We start from the raw sequence: 19,707 nt of genomic DNA, 5'->3' as shown, positions 1-19,707 counted from the left end.
TATCTTTAATTTGAGATTTATAATTCGAAAGTAAATAACTTACCTTATGTAAGTATAATACAAAATCTCTCGCTTCATGTCAATAAAAAATAGCTACTTTTTTTTCGTAAGTTAATAAGTTGTTTTGTAATCTATAAATTATATATTTCCATTTAAAATGTTAACTAAATAAAAAACTACCTCCATATTTCATGGAGATAGTCCTTCATCAACCTTTATTTTTGAAAAATATGTTTCACTTTTTCAGCTGGAATGTTACTTCCACCTCTACCTTTTACATCTTCAATCATCATTGTAATGACCATATCAGGTGCATTTAAATCAAATGCAGCGAACCAGCCTAGTTCTTTTCCTTCGGCCTCTTTAGATACTTTTAATTCCGCTGTACCTGTTTTTCCAGCAAGGGTCATACCATCAATTTTAGCAATTTTCCCTGTACCATCCGGATCATTAATTACTTTAGTCATAGCAGTTTTTAATATATCCTGATTTCCTTTTGAAATGACATTTTCTTTCCAAGCTTTTGGTTGTTTATCTGTTTTAATGATATATGGTGACGGAATTGTTCCATCATTTACAATTGGCGCATATGTTAAAGCTAGATGAAGAGGAGTCATTAACACTTGTCCTTGACCATATCCTGTATCTGCCATTTGAATATCATTTTTAATACCATCATTTGCGATTTTAGAAGCTGGGAATCCATATTCAATTGGTAATTTCTCATCGAATCCGAATTTTTTCGCTTCACTCATAAATTTATCTTTTCCGATTTTTAAAGCTTCTTGTGCGAAGTAAATATTATCCGAATATTTCATTGCCTTATCCAAATCAATCGGATTTGCATCTTTCACACGTGTTACGTAATAATTGCCCCAAGAAGAATCTTTTGTCCATTTCAATCCTTCAATTTTCAATTCTTCTTTTGGATCAATCGTTTTCGTTTCAAGACCGATTGCAGCTGTAATTGGCTTAAATACAGAACCTGGTACCGATAATTGTGTAAATCGGTTCGTCATCGGTTTTTTCGGATCATTATTCCAAGCTTCACGTTGTGCTTTCGATGTTCCTCGTGCAATTAAATTAGGATCATATGCTGGACTACTTACAAGTGCAATTGTTTCTCCACTTTTCGGATTAATTGCCGCACTTGAACCAGCTTCGCCCTTCATTTCATTATACGTTTTTTCTTGAACAGCACTATCGATAGTTAAAGTTACATTTTCTCCATCAACAGCTTCTGTTTTTGCTAAATTTTTAATTTCTTTTCCTTGTGCATCTTCTACAAAGACACGGCCACCTTTTTTACCGCGTAGCTTTTCTTCCAATACTTGCTCTAATCCAGCTTTACCAACTGGCTCATCAGCTTGGTAGCCTTTCTTTTGTAGCGTTTTTAAATCTTCAGCATTTACCTTTCCGATATAACCAGTTAGATGAGCTGCCGCTTCCCCTAACGGATATGTACGAACATTTACAGGTTTTGTTGCAACACCAGGTAAATCAATATACGTATTTTGCGTTGTCCCTTCAGGTAAAATTCCAATTGGTACAAGATACCCTGGTTTTACCCATTTAGCAGTTAGTTTTTGATCAATTTCTTCTACAGACATATTTAACAACTTAGCTACTGCTTCTTTCGTTTGCGGAGCAGTTTCATCTAATTTTTCTGGAACGATTCCGATCTCAGAAGCTTTCCCATTCGTCGCAAGACCTTTTCCATTACGATCGTATATTTCACCACGTTTTGGCTCTGTTGTTTGCATACGCACTTTACTATCTTTTGTCATGCCAGGGAAAATGAAATCAGGTGTCCAATCTATTTTCCAAGATTCTTTATCTCCATCTTTTTCTTTCAACATTTTTGCTTCATGACCAAAAGTGATTTTACCACCAACTGTATCCATGCTTACTTTAAAAGGAACAGGGCCTTCATCTTTTTTATCTTCTTTTACTTCCCCTGTTTCTACCTTTAAGTCTTTCACTTCAATACCAGAATAAATTTTTTCATATTTCTCAGTAAACTCTTTCTTGGAAATATCTTTTTTTGCATTTTCTGATAATTGATCGTACATATCTGCAAATTTTTGTTTATTCCATGATTTTACATATGTATCAAACGCTTCTTGTGGTTTTTCTTCTTTACCACATCCAACTAACATGAATGTTAAGCAAAGAAAAAGAATCCCCCATATTTTTCTCAACTGATTCTCCTCCTCTTTCTATATTAATACTTTTGAAAATTTTAGCATTTTTCACATGCTACCTTTCATTATAGCACTATTGAATACCATCTATAAACTTACATTTATAAATACAAATAAAAAAATTGATGCGAATACTCACATCAATTTTTATTATTATTGTTGTTTCTCGTATACATGGTAATAATACGTATACGGATTTTTTTCATCCGTTAAACCTTTTTCTACAAAAATCTCTTTCCAATTTGTCATATCCATTTCTGGGAAGAATGTGTCTCCTTCAAATGCGTAGTGGATTTTTGTTATATATAACTTGTCTACATACGGTAAAAAGAGATCATAAATTTGCGCTCCGCCAAAAATAAAAATCTCTTCTTCATTTTTACATAGTTCAAACACTTCTTCTACAGTATGAGCTACTTCGCAGCCTTCTACATGATACCCTTCATTACGAGTTACAATAATATTACGTCTTCCAGGCAATGGTCTACCAATTGCTTCATAGTTCTTTCTCCCCATAATAAGTGGGTGACCCATCGTCGTTTTCTTTACATACTGTAATTCACTCGGTAAACGCCAAGGTAAGTTATTATCTTTACCAATTACTCTATTCTCGTCCATTGCGACCATAAATGAAACAATCATCTTGTCATCTCCTCTACAATTACACTGCAACCGGTGCTTTAATCGCTGGGTGTGGATCATATCCTTCAATCGTTAAATCTTCCATCTCAAAATCAAACACAGATTTCACATCTGGATTTAATGTAAGTTTCGGGAACGGACGTGGTTCACGTGCCAATTGTTTTTCTACTTGTTCAAAATGATTCGTATAAATATGCGCATCTCCAATTGTATGAACAAATTCTCCTACTTCAAGACCACATTCATGTGCAATTAAATGTGTTAGTAGTGAATAACTTGCGATGTTAAATGGAATTCCAAGGAAGATGTCGCCACTTCTTTGATATAGCTGACAAGAAAGTTTTCCGTCCGCTACATAAAATTGGAATAGCGTATGACAAGGCGGTAATGCCATACTCGGTACGTCTTCAGGATTCCAAGCAGAAACGATTAGGCGACGTGAATCTGGCGTTTTTTTAATCATTTCAATTACATCTTTTAGTTGATCCAGTGTTTCACCAGCCGTCGTTTTCCAAGCACGCCATTGCTTGCCATATACGTCTCCTAAGTAGCCATATTTATTCGAAAAATCATCATCTTCTAAAACATTCTTTTTAAATAGGTCCATTTGCTCATCATATTGCACTTTAAATTCCTCATCTTGTTGTGAGCGAAGACCGAAATCTGTCATATCAGGCCCAGTATACTCGTCACTTTCTACCCAGCTCTTAAATGCCCATTCATTCCAAATGTTATTATTATGCTGCAATAAATAGCGAATGTTTGTATCACCTTTCATAAACCAAAGTAGTTCACTTGCTACAAGGCGAAATGGTACTCTCTTTGTCGTTAATAAAGGAAATCCTTTACTCAGATCAAAACGCATTTGATATCCAAATACAGATACAGTTCCTGTCCCTGTACGATCTTCTTTCTTCGTACCGTGCTCCATTACATGGCGGCATAAATTTAAGTATTCATATTCAGCATGTTTCATATGTAGAAAAACCTTCTTTCAATCTTATATGAAATTTATCATAACATGAAAAACAACAAATTTAATAATCTTGATAAATAAAAATTTTTTTCAGTAATTCTTACAAAATTATTAACTTTCCATATTTAAAAAGGTTTTCATTTTCTATTACCGAAAGTATAGTGCGGTAGGACAAAATTTAAATTTGGAGGTTAGAAGTATGTCTAAAATTGAAACTCCTGTTATGACTTCGTTACAAACTACGGTTGAAAAAATGATGAAGGATTTAAAAGTTCCTGGTGCTTCTGTAGCTGTTATAAAAGACGGTGAAGTTATTCTTTTAGAAGGTTTCGGCTATCGAAATATAGAAACAAAAGAGGCTGTTACACCGAGCACCCGGTTCGCAATCGGTTCCTCAACGAAAGCTTTTGGCACACTTTCATTAAGCTTGTTAGCACAGCAAAAAAAGTTTAATTGGGATACTCCTGTCCAGTCTTATATACCTAACTTCTCTTTATGTGAACTACTTGCTACCTCACAAGTTACAGGACGGGATTTAGCCTCTCACCGCACTGGAGTGAGTCGTCATGATGCTCTTTGGTACAGCTCTTCCTTATCTCGAAAAGATCTCGTTGAAAAAATAAAACATTTACCACTTGATGCACCGTTCCGAACAGCATTTTTATATAACAACTTAATGTATGCGACAATTAGCTGCATTGTTGAAAACATTACAAATCAAACGTGGGAGCAATACGCTACAGAACATATTTTAGAACCTTTAAATATGAGGCATACAAACTTCTCTGTTACAGATTCACAAATTACAGAGGATTATGCTTTACCTTACATTGAAAAAGACGGTGAAATAAAAGAAGTTCCATTCCGTAACATCGATACAGTTGGCGCTGCTGGGTGTATTAATTCTACAATTGAAGATATGGCAAATTGGGTACTTCTTCACTTAAACAAAGGAAAGTTTGGAGATCATGAATTAATCTCCTCTGAATTATTACAACAAATGTATACACCACACAATTCAATTCCAGATCAACCAGTTCTATCACTCCCTGAATCTCCATTAAATAGTTACGGCCTCGGTTGGTTTATTAGCGCTTATCGTGGTAATAAAGTGATTCATCATGGCGGTAATATTGATGGATTTTCGGCACTTGTTTCATTCATGCCAAAAGAAAATGTAGGTCTTGTCATTTTAACGAATGCTGGAGGCACATTACTTCCTACTTATCTTGCTAACCAAATTTATGACGAGCTACTTGAATTAGAAGGCATCGATTGGCATAAACGTGCTGTAGAAGATACTGAAAAAATGAAGGAAATGATGAAAGAAGCAACTGAATCCCTTCCTGAGCAAATTAAAGGGACTACACCTTCTCACAAATTAGAGGATTATACTGGTACTTTCGAACATCCTGCATACGGAACATTACAAGTATACAAGCGAGATGATTCATTATTTGTGCAATTCATGGAAATGGACATTCAATTAACACATCATCATTACGACATCTTCTCTGCAAAAGTTGACTTATTCCGAATGAAAATGAGTTTATTATTCGCTTATGAAATGAGTGTGAGTGGTGAATTTCCATCCCTTCAGTTACATGTGCCAGCTACGTTAAGTACTCAGCCGCTTGCATTTAAGAAAATTAAATAATTATTTTAATAATAAAAAAGTAGGTGTCAGATAACACACCTACTTTTCCTATTCTTCATTTATCATTTCACTACCAAACCAAATCGGCTTCGATAATTCAAAGTTTTTATGATCCTCTAAAACAATAGCAAGGCGTTCTAACGTATCCTCTAACATATGCGGTGCTGCTCGTAAACTCCAAACAACTGAAGAGAAAACCGTCATTCCAACGTATACCGCATATAATCTCCAAAACTCATCCGGTATTTTCCCGTTATAATATCCCGTAATTTGTCCAATGGAATACGGAATACTAATGTCCCTTGCAAATAGTGCAATTTTTACGAAATCATGAAGTGGGTCGCCCCAATCATAACCATTAAAATCAACAACACCTACATATTTCCCATCCCGCACAATTATATTTTCTAAATGAAAATCATCGTGTTGAAATCGATTTGGGCGGTTTTGTACATACATTTCATTTTCATCTATAAACTTAATGATTTTATCATCATTTTTTATTTTTATTCCGCATGTTTTGTATGCCTCTAAATATTTTCGATGTTTTTTCATGGCTCTTTCATACCATGGAAGTATACCCTTAAGAGCTTCATATGTATGCATTTTTGCTAAATCTTTTCCTGCTTCTATACCAATATCATATTGTTCTTTTAGTGTATATGTAGGCAACAATTTTTTCGCATCTTCTCCTTCTATATACGAAAAAACACCATAGCATAAACCTTCTTCTTCCAACAAACCCATTTCAATTGGCCTTTGTGCTTGCACACTACGTTTTTGCATTTCATTTAAAATTTGAAACTCTATTTTCTTTCTTTCAAACTCTTTTATATCGCCTGTCCGTAACAAATACTTTTCATCTTTAATAGTCGTAATGATATATTTTTTATCAGGTGAGAAACCTTTAGAAATTTCTTCAATATTTGCTGCATCCTTTACTATTTGTATATTGCTTTGCCATGCTGTAATTGTCTTCATGTTTATTCCCCTTACATTTCTACATTTGGTGTATACGCTACTTCTATAATAAATCCATTCGGATCGTAAAAATCAACCGTATAGTATCCGTCCGAATAATGACTCATTTCTATCGGACCACGTATTACCTTCACTTTTGTACTAGCAAGAAAATCTGCTACTTCATCAACTATTTCTCTACGAATAGCTTGATAACAAATATGTCTAGGCCCTAAAGTCCTTACAATTTCCCCGTCCACCTCTTTAAAATATATTTCACTTTCTCCCGTACTATATGCTACTTCATTTAACTTTCTCCATCCAATTATCGAAAACAATTTATCATAAAAAGAAATAGACTCCTCTAAATTCGCGACCCAAAATTCAATATGATGAATACCTGCTCGAAGTGTATTCATATTAAGAATGTGCCCCTTGTACGACTTGTACAATTTCCATAGGCGTATGAACCATATAATCTGGTGCATCTTTTTTCACTGTTTCAATGACATCATACCCCCAAGATACCCAAATTACGTTTACACCAGCCTTTTTACACGCTGCTACATCTCGCTGTTCATCACCGACATATAACATTTCTTGCTCTGTTATTTTTTTTGATTTTAAAAACCTTTTTATCATTTTGTCTTTACCGAACAAATTTTTAGAACAATACACTTCTTGAATATTTTCAATACCATTATTGTGTAAAAACGCCCGAATATGCTCTTCTGAGTTAGAGGATATGACGGCAATCCCGTAGCCTTTTTTATGTAATTCATCTAATACATCCTTCATCCCATGGAACAAAACGAGATCTTTTATAGCTGGTTGATATAATTTATAAAACTCTAACGCTAATATCGGTAGTTTATACAGTGGTACATCGAGTTGTTTACATCTCTCGGGCATCGTTAATTTACGTAAATGCTCAATTTCTTCTTCCCTTACTATTTTATAACCATGCTTTTCAGCTATTTGATTATAGATCGGTACAAATATATTTTGTGAATCTACTAATGTGCCATCAAAGTCAAAAACAATATATTTTTGCATTTCCATACTCCCTTTTCTTCTTTTTTCCTAAACATATGTTATTCAACAACATAGTTGTCTTACCCTTTTATCAACAAAAAAAGAACAAGATTTTCTCTTGTTCTTTTTAAGAAAGCCATTTTGGCGGTACATTCGTATTCCAATAAATATTTCCTAGTTCATGATGTCCAGAGTATCCATCATCAAAACGATGATAATGGAAATTGAAATAATAACCATCTTGCGGTGGATGATCTCTTCTTACATGAAATCGTAGTAAGTCATTTCCAGATTTCGTATCGTAAACGTGAAAAATCTTTTCATTATTTCCACCAGCTGGTTTCTGAGAAATCGATAATGATTGTAACGACTCCTCTGGAACATCATTGGCAAGCTCAGCAATTGCCTCTTCAATTTTCGGTAATATTACATCTTTAAACTCATCTTCAATTACTGGACCAATTTTAGTTCCAAACTTTTGCATCGACTGCTTCTCTGCTTCTTGCATTGCATAAGTAATAAAAGTATCGGTGGTTAACCTGTCATTCGTTTCTTCATATGTATAGGACGTACTCTCCAAATTTTGTTGCCCAGCTGTGCTCGTAGGCTTGTCCGCAGCTTTGGCATTATCAAGCAATATGGAGGGAGGCGTCACTAAACCAAATGTAAATACGGTAATTAATGCGACTAAGGTTTTTCTAAACCAATTTGGCATTTATGTTCCCTCCCCTTTCACTCATTATATTTTATCCCGCATTAACGGGCAAGTAAGACCCCCACCTCAAAATTCAGCGAAGGCAAAGAAGTTAGGCGGGGGATCAACTGCCCGTAAAAGCCCGATTGGTGAAGGCTAATAATCAGTAGGGATGAAGAAAACCCCCACTGATTAAAGTTTCACTTTATATAACGGTTGTTTCTTCTATTATACAAAATGATTGTAATTTTTGCACTTTACAATTTTGTTAACGTTCACATATTTTTCACTTGAATATGAAATTGTAAGATTTCATACAATAAAATACAACAACAATAAGGAGGCGATCAGATGACTTTAGATGTCATGTATTCCGCCGCAAGCATACTCGTTTTAGTATATTTTATTTATCAATGTGTGACAGATTAGAAAAAGAGCCGTCAATGGCTCTTTTTTAATGGGAAAAATATAATCCATACAATTAATAAAATAAAAACAACGCCACCGATCACAGCTGGCAATAAATAAAACTGAGAAAGTATAACTATGCCGTACAAAAATATTGCCGGAAGTAGTAAACAGCGATCCGCCTTCCATCTTAACAAAAGTAATTTTCCTTCATCACAATATAAATGAAGAAACATCTTTTTCGTAAATTCATTCCAATAATCACGCGCATAGCGAGAAATTGCAACTAAAGCAAATACAAGAATAATAGCTGCAATCCACCTCGGACTCATCATAATACTTACAGTGCTTATACATACAATTTGAATATAAAATATTCGTGCACTACTTGTACGGAAAAATTCTTTCAAAAAAGATTCAACAATACGCGAATCAGCTTTTTTCCCTAAAAGTCTTTTAGAATGTGGAAACATCCACGGTTTTTTATTTGAACTACTCGGCTTAGTAGCATGGCCACCAACTTGCATAATACCGCTCGTCCAACGCATACTTTCTTCTTTTTCTTTCTCAACTTCTTTAAAAAAGTAATTTTTATAATTCATCTTTTCTTTTACTAATACTATAGTTAGGAAAACTGCTAAACCGATAAATAGTATTGAATACAATGGATTTTTATAAGTGAAAAATAGACTCATTCCAAAAAAGGATAAGCTCATAGAAAATATTACATTTTTTATAATCCATAAAACCCATCGTTTCCCGACACGTATATGTATAAATCTCGTCAACAACGACAACATAAATCGAAATACAGTAAAGAATGTCCAAAATAATACGATTTGTATCTTTGTCGCTCCGATACTTTTCATTAACACCGGTAACATAACAACTACTACCATTACATTCGTTATTGCTATTCGAATAAATGTATATATCATGCCATACTGAATTAATTTTCGCATATGAGTTGGATACGAAATTAAAAATAAACTATCTGCTTGTTCAAAAAACGAGCGAACGCCTCTGGAATATGTTACAAGATAAAATGCGAGTAAACCTAATCCGAAATAAACAATCTCTTCCATCGATAATGTTTCCATCCATAGTGATCGATAATAGATTCCCATAAATATAAGTGCTGGAATAATAATATATAACGCAACTGTCCAATCTGTTACCGAACGTATGGACTTCCATTTCCGCTCAAGTTCATGGCGTAATCTTTTATAAAATTGGTTTTTAATCATGTTGTTCACGCCTTATGATTACATCAAAACAGTCTAATAATGAACTCCCTGGCATTTCTGCTAACGTTTGAATAGCCTCTAGATGTCCATCTGCAACTAATGTACCTTGTGAAATAAGCAAAAATCTCTCACAAATTCTTTCAGCAGTATCCAGTACGTGCGTACAAAGTAAAATTCCTGCCCCGCGCTCTTTTTCTTTATATAAATAACTTAAAAACTCTTTCGTAGCTACTGGATCTAATCCGATAAAAGGTTCGTCAATTATATAAAAATCCGGCTTAGTTAAAAACGCCAATATAAGCATCGATTTTTGTTTCATACCTTTTGAAAACTTTGATAAATACTCGTGCTTATGCTTATCCATTCGAAACATATGTAATAATTCTTCAGCTTTCCTTTCCCAGCTTCCTACTTCATTCTCACGAGCAGCCATTAATAATTCAATATGTTCCCAGAGCGTCAAATAATCATAATATGTTGGATGTTCCGGCACATATGCATACGGATTTTTCTTTTCACCAAATGATATTTCACCATTCATATTTACAAGTAAGCCTAGCATCGTTTTAATCGTCGTACTTTTCCCGGCACCATTTGCGCCAATAAGAGCAACTAATTCACCTTTTTCAATTGAAAAAGCAATATCATGAATTGTTTTTTCACCTATTTCATATCCAGCAGAGCGGATATTCACCTTCAACATACATTCCCCTTCTTTCCATTTCCAATACAATCAAGGAAAAGAATAACATATAACTATATATATCATTATAAAATATTTATTTTCATAGCAGGAAAAAACATTTTTTAACAGAATATTAAATGTTTGATTACATTTTATTGGAGTGAATAATATGTCTTTTCAAATTCGTGAAGCGACGATAGATGATATAGATGCACTTTGTTCTTTAACGAAAGAATTAAAAGGTTCCTCTATTTCCTATGAAGATATGAACAACCGCTTGCAATTCGTACAAATGAGTCCTTTTGATTTTTTATATGTTTATGTGGAAGAAGAAACTATATTTGGATTACTCGGGTTTCGTATACGCGAAAATTTAGAAGATGTAACTCGTTATGGAGAAATTTCAATTATTAGCGTCGATTCTACAATACGGCGGAAAGGCATTGGACAGGTGTTAATGGATTATGCAGAACAATTAGCAAAGAAGCATCATTGCATTGGAACATGGCTAGTTAGTGGAACAAAAAGAGTAGAAGCACATCCTTTTTACAAAAAATTAGGTTATGAAGTAAATGGATATCGATTTGTAAAACATTTTTAAACTACTTTTTACTTGAAGGGACTATAAATATGACAAACATTAAAGCAATTTTCATTGATCGTGACGGTACAATTGGCGGCGACACTACAATACATTACCCTGGTTCTTTTACATTATTCCCCTTTACAAAAGCAGCTCTGCAAAAAATAAAAGCTCAAAATATAAAAATTTTCTCTTTCACAAATCAACCAGGTATCGCGGATGGAATAGCGACTGTAGCTGATTTTGTACAAGAATTAAAAGGTTTCGGTTTTGATGATATTTACGTTTGTCCTCACAAACATGGTGATGGTTGTGAATGCCGTAAACCAAGTACAGGCATGCTTCTAAAAGCAGCGGAAAAACATGGGCTTGATTTAACACAATGTGCTGTAGTTGGTGATCGTTGGACTGATATTGTGGCAGGTGAAAAAGTGAATGCGACAACAATATTAGTACGAACAGGCGCTGGATACGATGCTTTACATACGTACCGAGACAGGTGGGCACATATTGAGCCAAACTACATTGCAGAAAACTTTGAAGATGCAACAAACTGGATATTAAATCAACTATAATACAATTTAAAAGAGACGTTTTCATTTTGAAAACGTCTCTTTTAATCTTACATTTTTTAAAATGTTAATTCATAATGGAAATAACGATTATCTCTTAAATAACCATTTTCAGCGTATAATCGCTGTGCTGATAAATTATCAATCTCTGTTTGTAATTTTACACCTTTTGCCCGATTTTCTAATGCGAATTTTTTAGCAGCTTCTAATAATTTTTTACCTGTTCCAGTTCCGCGCTTCGCGGCTTGTACAAACAGATCATTTAAAATCCATAATTCTTTCATTGAAATGGAAGAAAATGATGGATATAGTTGCGTGAATCCAATATATTCACCGTCTTCAACTGCTACGAAAATAACGGATTCTTTTCTCTCGATACGATTTTGTAAAAATACTTTTGCACCATCTAAATCGGAATCTTGTCGGTAAAACATACGATAGTTATTAAAAACTGATGCTAGTCCATCTAAATCTGCAATTGTTGCCTCATATATTCTCATTTTACTCCATTCCCCTTCCAATACTGTCTCATTATATCCGTTACCCATTTAGGCTGTAGAATTTCTTCTTTCGGCATAAATTCTTTCATTACCGGCTTTATATCCAATATAGGGGTGCCATCAATAGCATCTAATCCCTCAACAATAATTGATTTACCGTCTCTTTTTATCACTTTTACAATTGTTACACCTAAGCGATTCGGGCGATTTTTCCCGCGCTGTGCAAAAATGCCTACTTTAGGATAATCATTATTATTTCTAGGATGTCTAGCAACATATTGAATTTGTTCATCCGTTACTTTATGAAAATAAAAAACAACTTCAATATGAGAAAATTCTTCAATCCCTTGTATACTTTCCTCTGTATACAATTCAGTTAAAGTAATACAGGATCTTACTTCTCCCCATTCGTCATCTTTTATTTCCTTTCTTTCATTATGTACAAATGCGATTGGTTGAACTGAAAACATACGAATCCCCCTTAAATGTAACCACTTACATTATAAAATATTTTCTGAATGTTTTCCACATACACGAACTAAGTTTACATAATATAATTATAATCTATTTTCTAAAGCCACATTTACTGCTTCCATTGCATGTATAAAAGTTGTATCAAATATCGGAACTAATACATCTTCCTGCTTTATTAATAATCCTATTTCTGTACAACCTAAAATTATTCCCTGTGCTCCTTTTTGCACTAGCTCTTCTATGACTCTTTTATAATATTCTCTAGATTGCGATGTTATTTTTCCTAAACATAATTCTGTATAAATTATTTCATTTAATTTTTCTCTATTTTTTTCTACTGGCACTATTACTTTTATATTATTCTCTTCTATACGTGACTTATAGAAATCTTGCTCCATTGTATATTTCGTTCCAAGTAGACCAATCGTTTGAATACCTTTTCTTTTAATTTCTTTTGCAGTAGTATCAGCAATATGTAATACGGGGATGTTAATATTCTCTTTTATTTTCTCCACTACTTTATGCATTGTATTTGTGCAAATGATTATAAAATCTGCTCCTCCCTTCTGCAATGAATACGCCGCATTCCCTAATACTTCTCCTGCTCCATCCCAATCCCCGTTAGACTGGAATCGTTCAATCTCTTCAAAATCCACACTATTAATCAAACATTTTGCTGAGTGTAATCCCCCTAATCTACTTTTTATCTCTTCATTTAAAATTCGATAATATTCCGAAGTCGATTCCCAACTCATACCACCTATAAGCCCTATCGTTTTCATATATAACACACCTACCTAAACTTTTTTCTAAACTAATAACAATGTTTTATTATGTATATTATACACAATAAAACAAGACTTTAAGTTTATAATATAAAGTCTTGTTTTAACTATTTCCAAGAAAATTTTATGTGAATATTCTGAAATTAATCCCCTAATGTTTTTATAGAATCTTCATATTGATAATTAAAACATTGTCGATACAACTGTTTAATTTCATTATAAGAAGGAACTCGCGGATTATTTCCTGGGCTACCACTTTCAATTGCATCCGAGGCCATTTTTGAAATAACATTTTCAAATTCAACCTCACCGATTCCGTATTCTTTTAAATTTGGAATACGAAGATCAAAACAAAGTTTTTTTATTTCCCTCAGCGTATAATCGGCTACTTCTTCATCACAATAGGAATACATATCTTTATTTAAACAACGTCCAATTTCCGCTAGTCTTTTTGTTGCACTCACTTTTGTATATTCTAAAACTGTAGGTAATAGTATTGCATTTGATATACCATGTGGTACATGAAATAACGCCCCTACTGGTCTTGACATTCCATGAACTAATGTAACAGATGCATTTGAGAATGCAATTCCAGCTTGTAATGAAGCGATCATCATTGCTTCCCTTGCTTCCATATTACCTCCATCTTCATATACAATACGTAAATATTTCATAATACTTTCAATAGCCGAAAGAGCAAGTACATCTGTAAGTGGTTGAGAAAATTTAGAAATATATGCTTCAATTGCATGGCATAATGCATCTATACCTGTCGCTGCCGTAATATGAGGTGGTACCGAACTTGTTAATATCGGGTCAATAATCGCTACTTGCGGGGTAAAACTCGGATGCTTCATCATCATTTTTACATCTGTTTTTTTATTCGTAATTACTGCTACACTTGTTACTTCTGACCCAGTACCTGAAGTTGTTGGAATTGCAATGAGTGGTAGTGGATCATTTTCTATTTCAACATCTTTTTGGACGTAATATTCAATTGCTCCACCATTAGTATATAACACCGCTACTGCTTTCGCAGCATCAATACAACTTCCACCACCAATACCGATAATAAAATCACACTTTCCTTCTTTACAAATCGTTAACGCTTCTAATACGTGTAAATTTGTAGGCTCAGCATTCACTTTATTATATGTAATAACAGTAATCCCTTTCTTATTTAGCTGTTTTATGCACCTTTCAACATACCCTAATTTCTCCATAATTGTATCAGTAACTATAAAAGCTCTTTTCCCAAACTTCTTTGATTGTTCCCCCAGCTTTTCAATCGAATTTCTTCCATATAGTACAGACTTCGGCATACGAAACTCAGCAACTTCTTGCAAATACTCCACCCCTTCTTACCCTTATTAATGTTTAGTTTATAAAATAACAACTAAATAAACCTTTACAATTCATATAGTATCTATTTTTAATAAATTCCTGTAATACTATAGAATGCGATAACTAAAAACACAGCAAGCGTTTTCAAAACTGTAATAGCAAATATATCTTTATATGACTGTTTATGTGTTAAACCTGTTACTGTAAGAATAGTAATAATAGCCCCGTTATGTGGTAATGTATCCATTCCTCCTGATGCCATTGATACGATACGGTGCATAACTTCTAATGGGATATCAAATTGATTGGCTGCTGCAATAAATTTATCCCCCATCGCACTTAAAACAATCCCCATTCCTCCTGATGCAGAACCTGTAATACCGGCTAAAATATTCGTCGTTACCGCTCCATTCACTAAAGGATTTGTGAACGTTGCAGAAATGCCATCTCTCATAATTGCAAAACCTGGAAGTGCTGCAATGACACCACCGAAACCAAATTCTGCTCCAGTGTTCATTGTTGCAAGTAGTGCTCCACCAATACTTGTATTCAATCCAGCTTGAAACCCTGTTACTACCCGTCTCCAGTATAATAAAAGAGTTGTTAAAATTCCTATTATAAGTGCCAATTCTACAGACCATATTCCAACTACCGCACTCAATTCTACTTTTCCAAATGCTTTCATACCAATTGCTGAAAAGTCAAAACCGTTCGGATACCACTTCGGTATCATAATAGTAAACACTTTATTCATTACACCTACTAAAATAAGTGGTATAAAAGCAATAAGTTGTTGTGCCCTCGTAATTTCTAAACTATTTAACAGCGGTATTTCTTTCTGCTCTAATTCCAAAGATGCTGCCATTTCAGTATTCCCATCGTTAAAACCAAAATATCCTTCACCTGCTGCTTTTGCCTTCTTACGCCTACTCTCTAAATATAATAAACCTAACGTGAGTACAAAAATTGCCCCTACAATACCAAGTATCGGTGCAGCATAAATATCCGTTTTAAAAAATGTTGTAGGTATTACATTTTGAATTTGTGGTGATCCAGGGAGCGCATCCATTGTAAATGTTACTGCTCCAAGGACAATTGTTCCAGGTATTAAGCGTTTTGGAATATTAGCTTGTCGAAAAAGCTTAGCTGCAAACGGAAATATAGCAAATACCACTACATATACACTAACACCACTATATGTTAAAATAGCACCCATTAAAACAATCGCTAAAATTGTACGTTTTTCTCCAACCAACTCTACAATCGTCTTTGCAATAGAATCAGCAATTCCTGACATTTCTACTACTTTCCCAAAAATTGCTCCAAGTAAAAACACCGGGAAATATAGTTTAATAAACCCTACCATTTTCTCCATAAAAATATTAGAAAAGAAAGGTAATACAAAACTAGGTTCTGTCAAAAACACCGCAAATAATGCAAAAATTGGTGCAAATAAAATAACAGAAAACCCTCTATAGGCTACAAACATAAGTAAGCTAAGTGCTAATAATATAATAACTAGATCCAATTATACCCCTCCTTTAAACTGAAAATTCAATCTTTTTTTGATAAATTTCTACTAATCTTTCATTTCTGACATCCCTCCTCTAATTCATACAAATTTTTCATACTAAAATGTCTAATTATACATATTCGATTACATATGAAAAATCCCTTTAAACAAAAACGATTTCATCGTCATACGTTATAAAGGGATTGTTAGTCTCTATTTTTATTTTTTTATTAAACTATTTTCTATACAAAAATGGTGTAGTTCTTCTATATCCTTCGCTATATGGGTCGAACTAACTTCAATCAACTCATTTTCACTACCATAGCCATATAAAACGCCAATTGAAGCAATTCCATTATGATTTGCACCTATTATATCGTGCTTTCTATCTCCAATCATAACAACTTCCTCTTTATTAAGTCCTTCATTCTGAAGTAAAATATGTGCAATTATTTCTTCTTTTTTTATTCTTGTTCCATTTAAATTACTTCCAATGATATCTTCAAAATAATTCGTTAGTTGAAAATGCTCTATTACTTGTCTAGCAAAAATAGTAGGCTTTGAAGTAGCTATAAATAAACGATTTCCGTTATCTTTTAATTGTTTTAGGAGATTTGGAATACCCTCGTATACACTATTCTCCAACAACCCACGTTGCTTTAAATATTCTCTGAAATAAAAAACAGCTCGTTCAACTTCTCCTTCATTCATATTATATCTCTCTACGAATGATTGCTGAATAGGAGGACCAATAAATGAATCTAACTCACTTACATGTAATTCTTCAATTCCAACCTCTTCTAACGCGTACAAAACTGAATTTACAATCCCCTTTTTAGGATCCGTTACTGTTCCATCTAAATCAAATAAAAATGTTGTATACATATTTAATCCCCCACTCATCCTACTTTACATGTAATACTAAAGGTTTTTTTACTACTCTACCTCTACTATACTACCATTATTTGTTTTTTCAAAAAAATCACTTTTTCTATGTTACATAGTTTCGGTTACATTAGACGGATAGATATGATAAAGTAAGAAAGTTACAATTAATTCAATAGAAACTGGTGAAACAAATGTCAATTACGTTAATTTTTATAATGGCTTTCACAATTGTCATCCACGCAGTCGAAACTAGTTCTTATAGTATTCGATTAGCTGGTGTTCGTTTAAAAAAGATTGTCGTTGCCTTATCTGTCGTAGGAATGGTATTACTTATTTCAAGAACTTCAAATTTACTACAAGCCTTTTTAATTGGCGGGATTGTCGATGAAGCAAAACGAGATGCTTCTATTAATTTAGAGCATACTATACGACTTGTACTATTATCTGCTTCCATAGGTACATTACTTGCGATTATTCTTTATCCAACTTTGACAAAACTATTTGGATATGTCATTCAAAACTTTGAAACAGATGGTTCTTTCATTCGAATGATGAAAACAAATAACATTCAAAAATTAAAGTACACAAAAAAATATGTGCGCTTTCCAAGATTTGAAATGATTCATAGATTGCGTATCGGTGGTATTCCAAAGCGTATTATGCTTATTAACATGTTTGCTACTGCAATTTATACAGCAGGTGTTCTTTCTGCCCTTTATGCTTCTTTTCTAAATCCAGATTACGCAACAAATGCAAGTACAGCTTCTGGCCTTGTGAATGGTTTTGCTACTATTTTATTAACAGTATTGCTCGATCCACGCATTGCTCTATTAACCGAGCGTGCTTTACAATCAGAAAATGGTGCTGAATCTATGAGTAAAATGTATGGTTGGTTAATGATATCTAGACTTCTCGGTACTTTACTCGCACAACTGTTGTTCGTACCAGGTGCTTACTGGATTTTATGGATTATTGAACTGATGCATTAATTTACTAGGAAGGTGAATTTATCAATGAAGATACAAACAGAACAAGATGTAATTCGCTTAATAGAAAACGACAAATGGATGATGAACGTATTACACATAGCAAAATCACTAGAGCTACCTGATTGGTGGATTTGCGCCGGTTTTGTTCGTTCTAAACTTTGGGATACTTTGCATAACTACGAAGTAAGAACTGCTACACCGGACGTTGATGTCATCTATTTTGATCCATTACATAAAGACGAGACATATGAACAATCCGTAGAGAAAACACTAACAAATATGGATGCTTCTATACCTTGGTCGGTTAAAAATCAAGCTCGTATGCATGTGGTGAACAACATGCCACCATATTCTTCTTCTGTTGATGCTATTTCTAAATTCCCTGAAACAGCAACGGCTTTAGGGGTTACATTAGACGAAAAAAACAATGTTATATTAACAGCTCCGTGCGGTATTGAAGATGTTCTTTCATTACAAGTGAGACCAACAGCTCATTTTCTCGAATCAAAAGGACGTATACATATGTACAAAAACAGAGTTATTAAAAAGAATTGGCAAAGTAAATGGCCTAACATAACAATCACATATCCAGAAATTTAGAAAGGGTGCTTCTCATTAATAGAAGCACCCTTTTCTTCATTTCAAAAAATACATGACTGTTTCTGCGAATCTATCTGCTTCCTCATAATGAGGTGAATGACCGCTCTCTTCAAATGCAATATACTTGCCGTTTCGAGCATCTTTATTAAATATTTCAATTTGTTTTTCACACGTTACTACATCATGTTTTCCTACAAGTAATAACATTGGATTTTGTACATCTTTTATTTTGGATAATAATGATGTATGACATGCGCCTTCTAATTTTAATCTATCAAAATGAATCTTGGAGCGTTTTGAAAATATTTCCCACTCTTGATCACTGTATAAACTCTCATCTGTCCTATCTTCCTTATTATTGTAAATCTCCATTCTTTTTTCTTCTAATTCATCGCTTAATCTTATATAAGCTTCAAGCAACTCTTCGGAACTAGCATTGCTAGATGAATAAGCGATGGACTCTTCTGCTACTTCTTCTTTTCCATACTTTTTTAATAAATCCCCTGTCTTTTGTAACAAAGCTCTACTTGTTAATGCAAAATCGAAAGTTGGTCCTTCAAATATTATTTTCTCTATTGAACTTGGATATATCGATGCATATAACAATGCTACATATCCACCGAAAGAATGTCCAATTACAGACCACTTCTCAATTTGCAATACTTTTTTTAGTTCTTCACAATCTTCAATCAAATCATTTAATCCAAAAGCTTCGTCCTCAAGAATTTCATCTGAGCGACAAACACCTCTTTGATCTATCATAATTACATATAAAGAATCTTTTAAACGTTCCGCTTGATGAAATGAAAAATCATAACAGCTCTCTCCTGGACCGCCGTGCAAGTATAATACAGGCTTACTTTTAGGGTTTCCATGTGCTTCAACATATAACTTCTTCCCTCTAATGTCCATGTATTTCCCTGCTTCTATCAAATTCGCCTTTATAATCAT

At 33.8% G+C, this 19,707-nt stretch carries 21 protein-coding genes; 5 read left to right on the top strand and 16 right to left on the bottom strand.

Annotation, left to right across the window (positions count from 1 at the left end; translation table 11 throughout):
• Window positions 1–215: 215 nt before the first annotated feature.
• The 3 genes from pbpC to JDS81_RS12480 all read right to left on the bottom strand — a co-directional run bounded on the left by pbpC (window position 216) and on the right by JDS81_RS12480 (window position 3,822).
• A complete protein-coding gene (pbpC, locus tag JDS81_RS12490) occupies window positions 216–2,201 on the bottom strand; it encodes a penicillin-binding protein 3 (RefSeq protein WP_097953480.1) in 1,986 nt (661 codons plus the stop codon).
• A gap of 156 nt (window positions 2,202–2,357) precedes the next feature.
• Window positions 2,358–2,846, bottom strand: a complete 489-nt coding sequence (locus JDS81_RS12485) for a dihydrofolate reductase (RefSeq protein ID WP_097953481.1) — start codon at window positions 2,844–2,846, stop codon at window positions 2,358–2,360.
• 19 nt (window positions 2,847–2,865) lie between these two features.
• Window positions 2,866–3,822: a thymidylate synthase gene (locus tag JDS81_RS12480; protein WP_000679621.1), complete on the bottom strand. Its 957-nt coding sequence runs from the start codon at window positions 3,820–3,822 to the stop codon at window positions 2,866–2,868.
• Between the two features lie 199 nt (window positions 3,823–4,021).
• On the opposite strand from JDS81_RS12480, the gene JDS81_RS12475 reads away from it, so the two are divergent.
• Window positions 4,022–5,479 (top strand): serine hydrolase, encoded by a 1,458-nt coding sequence (locus tag JDS81_RS12475; protein ID WP_097953482.1) that lies wholly within the window; start codon window positions 4,022–4,024, stop codon window positions 5,477–5,479.
• A 48-nt stretch (window positions 5,480–5,527) separates the two neighbouring features.
• Here the strand turns inward: JDS81_RS12475 and JDS81_RS12470 are convergent, their stop codons facing one another.
• The 6 genes from JDS81_RS12470 to JDS81_RS12445 form a co-directional block, all read right to left on the bottom strand.
• Window positions 5,528–6,460 (bottom strand): aminoglycoside phosphotransferase family protein, encoded by a 933-nt coding sequence (locus tag JDS81_RS12470; RefSeq protein ID WP_097953483.1) that lies wholly within the window; start codon window positions 6,458–6,460, stop codon window positions 5,528–5,530.
• A gap of 11 nt (window positions 6,461–6,471) precedes the next feature.
• Window positions 6,472–6,858, bottom strand: coding sequence for a VOC family protein (locus JDS81_RS12465; RefSeq protein ID WP_097953484.1), 387 nt, complete (start codon window positions 6,856–6,858; stop codon window positions 6,472–6,474).
• A 1-nt stretch (window position 6,859) separates the two neighbouring features.
• Window positions 6,860–7,495: an HAD family hydrolase gene (locus JDS81_RS12460; RefSeq protein WP_141499335.1), complete on the bottom strand. Its 636-nt coding sequence runs from the start codon at window positions 7,493–7,495 to the stop codon at window positions 6,860–6,862.
• 106 nt (window positions 7,496–7,601) lie between these two features.
• A complete protein-coding gene (locus JDS81_RS12455) occupies window positions 7,602–8,189 on the bottom strand; it encodes a YpjP family protein (RefSeq protein ID WP_001134417.1) in 588 nt (195 codons plus the stop codon).
• A gap of 419 nt (window positions 8,190–8,608) precedes the next feature.
• Window positions 8,609–9,823, bottom strand: a complete 1,215-nt coding sequence (locus JDS81_RS12450; RefSeq protein WP_097953486.1) for an ABC transporter permease — start codon at window positions 9,821–9,823, stop codon at window positions 8,609–8,611.
• Entirely contained in the window at window positions 9,816–10,526 is a 711-nt protein-coding gene (locus JDS81_RS12445) for an ABC transporter ATP-binding protein (RefSeq protein ID WP_097953487.1), read from the bottom strand. Before JDS81_RS12445 ends, JDS81_RS12450 begins: the two co-directional genes overlap by 8 nt.
• Before the next feature lie 151 nt (window positions 10,527–10,677).
• On the opposite strand from JDS81_RS12445, the gene JDS81_RS12440 reads away from it, so the two are divergent.
• Window positions 10,678–11,109: a GNAT family N-acetyltransferase gene (locus JDS81_RS12440; protein ID WP_000009785.1), complete on the top strand. Its 432-nt coding sequence runs from the start codon at window positions 10,678–10,680 to the stop codon at window positions 11,107–11,109.
• Window positions 11,110–11,138: 29 nt separating this feature from the next.
• Entirely contained in the window at window positions 11,139–11,666 is a 528-nt protein-coding gene (locus JDS81_RS12435; protein ID WP_000181775.1) for an HAD-IIIA family hydrolase, read from the top strand.
• Between the two features lie 56 nt (window positions 11,667–11,722).
• Here JDS81_RS12435 and JDS81_RS12430 read toward each other — a convergent pair whose 3' ends face one another.
• From JDS81_RS12430 to JDS81_RS12405, 6 genes are all read right to left on the bottom strand, one after another.
• Window positions 11,723–12,163 carry a GNAT family N-acetyltransferase gene (locus JDS81_RS12430; RefSeq protein WP_097953488.1) on the bottom strand — a complete coding sequence of 147 codons (441 nt, stop codon included), beginning with the start codon at window positions 12,161–12,163 and terminating at the stop codon, window positions 11,723–11,725.
• Window positions 12,160–12,633: an SAM-dependent methyltransferase gene (locus JDS81_RS12425; protein ID WP_000493241.1), complete on the bottom strand. Its 474-nt coding sequence runs from the start codon at window positions 12,631–12,633 to the stop codon at window positions 12,160–12,162. Before JDS81_RS12425 ends, JDS81_RS12430 begins: the two co-directional genes overlap by 4 nt.
• A gap of 87 nt (window positions 12,634–12,720) precedes the next feature.
• Window positions 12,721–13,419 (bottom strand): aspartate/glutamate racemase family protein, encoded by a 699-nt coding sequence (locus tag JDS81_RS12420; RefSeq protein ID WP_000848586.1) that lies wholly within the window; start codon window positions 13,417–13,419, stop codon window positions 12,721–12,723.
• 146 nt (window positions 13,420–13,565) lie between these two features.
• Window positions 13,566–14,768, bottom strand: a complete 1,203-nt coding sequence (locus JDS81_RS12415; RefSeq protein WP_097953489.1) for an iron-containing alcohol dehydrogenase — start codon at window positions 14,766–14,768, stop codon at window positions 13,566–13,568.
• Between the two features lie 86 nt (window positions 14,769–14,854).
• The gene (locus tag JDS81_RS12410; protein WP_097953490.1) at window positions 14,855–16,294 is read right to left on the bottom strand and encodes a GntP family permease; all 1,440 of its coding nucleotides are present in this window, start codon (window positions 16,292–16,294) and stop codon (window positions 14,855–14,857) included.
• A 204-nt stretch (window positions 16,295–16,498) separates the two neighbouring features.
• Window positions 16,499–17,164, bottom strand: coding sequence for an HAD family hydrolase (locus JDS81_RS12405; protein ID WP_097953491.1), 666 nt, complete (start codon window positions 17,162–17,164; stop codon window positions 16,499–16,501).
• A 194-nt stretch (window positions 17,165–17,358) separates the two neighbouring features.
• Between JDS81_RS12405 and JDS81_RS12400 the strand changes: the two genes are divergently transcribed.
• Complete coding sequence (locus tag JDS81_RS12400) at window positions 17,359–18,156, top strand: lipid II flippase family protein (RefSeq protein ID WP_000028917.1); 798 nt, start codon at window positions 17,359–17,361, stop codon at window positions 18,154–18,156.
• 24 nt (window positions 18,157–18,180) lie between these two features.
• Window positions 18,181–18,756, top strand: coding sequence for a nucleotidyltransferase family protein (locus JDS81_RS12395; protein WP_000701725.1), 576 nt, complete (start codon window positions 18,181–18,183; stop codon window positions 18,754–18,756).
• 36 nt (window positions 18,757–18,792) lie between these two features.
• Here JDS81_RS12395 and JDS81_RS12390 read toward each other — a convergent pair whose 3' ends face one another.
• The gene (locus JDS81_RS12390; RefSeq protein WP_097953492.1) at window positions 18,793–19,707 is read right to left on the bottom strand and encodes an alpha/beta fold hydrolase; all 915 of its coding nucleotides are present in this window, start codon (window positions 19,705–19,707) and stop codon (window positions 18,793–18,795) included.

Source organism: Bacillus cereus group sp. N31, assembly GCF_016483245.1.
GTDB lineage: Bacteria > Bacillota > Bacilli > Bacillales > Bacillaceae_G > Bacillus_A > Bacillus_A toyonensis.
The sequence above is the reverse complement of the archived record's forward strand: the minus strand, read 5'-3'. Positions and strand labels throughout refer to the sequence as shown.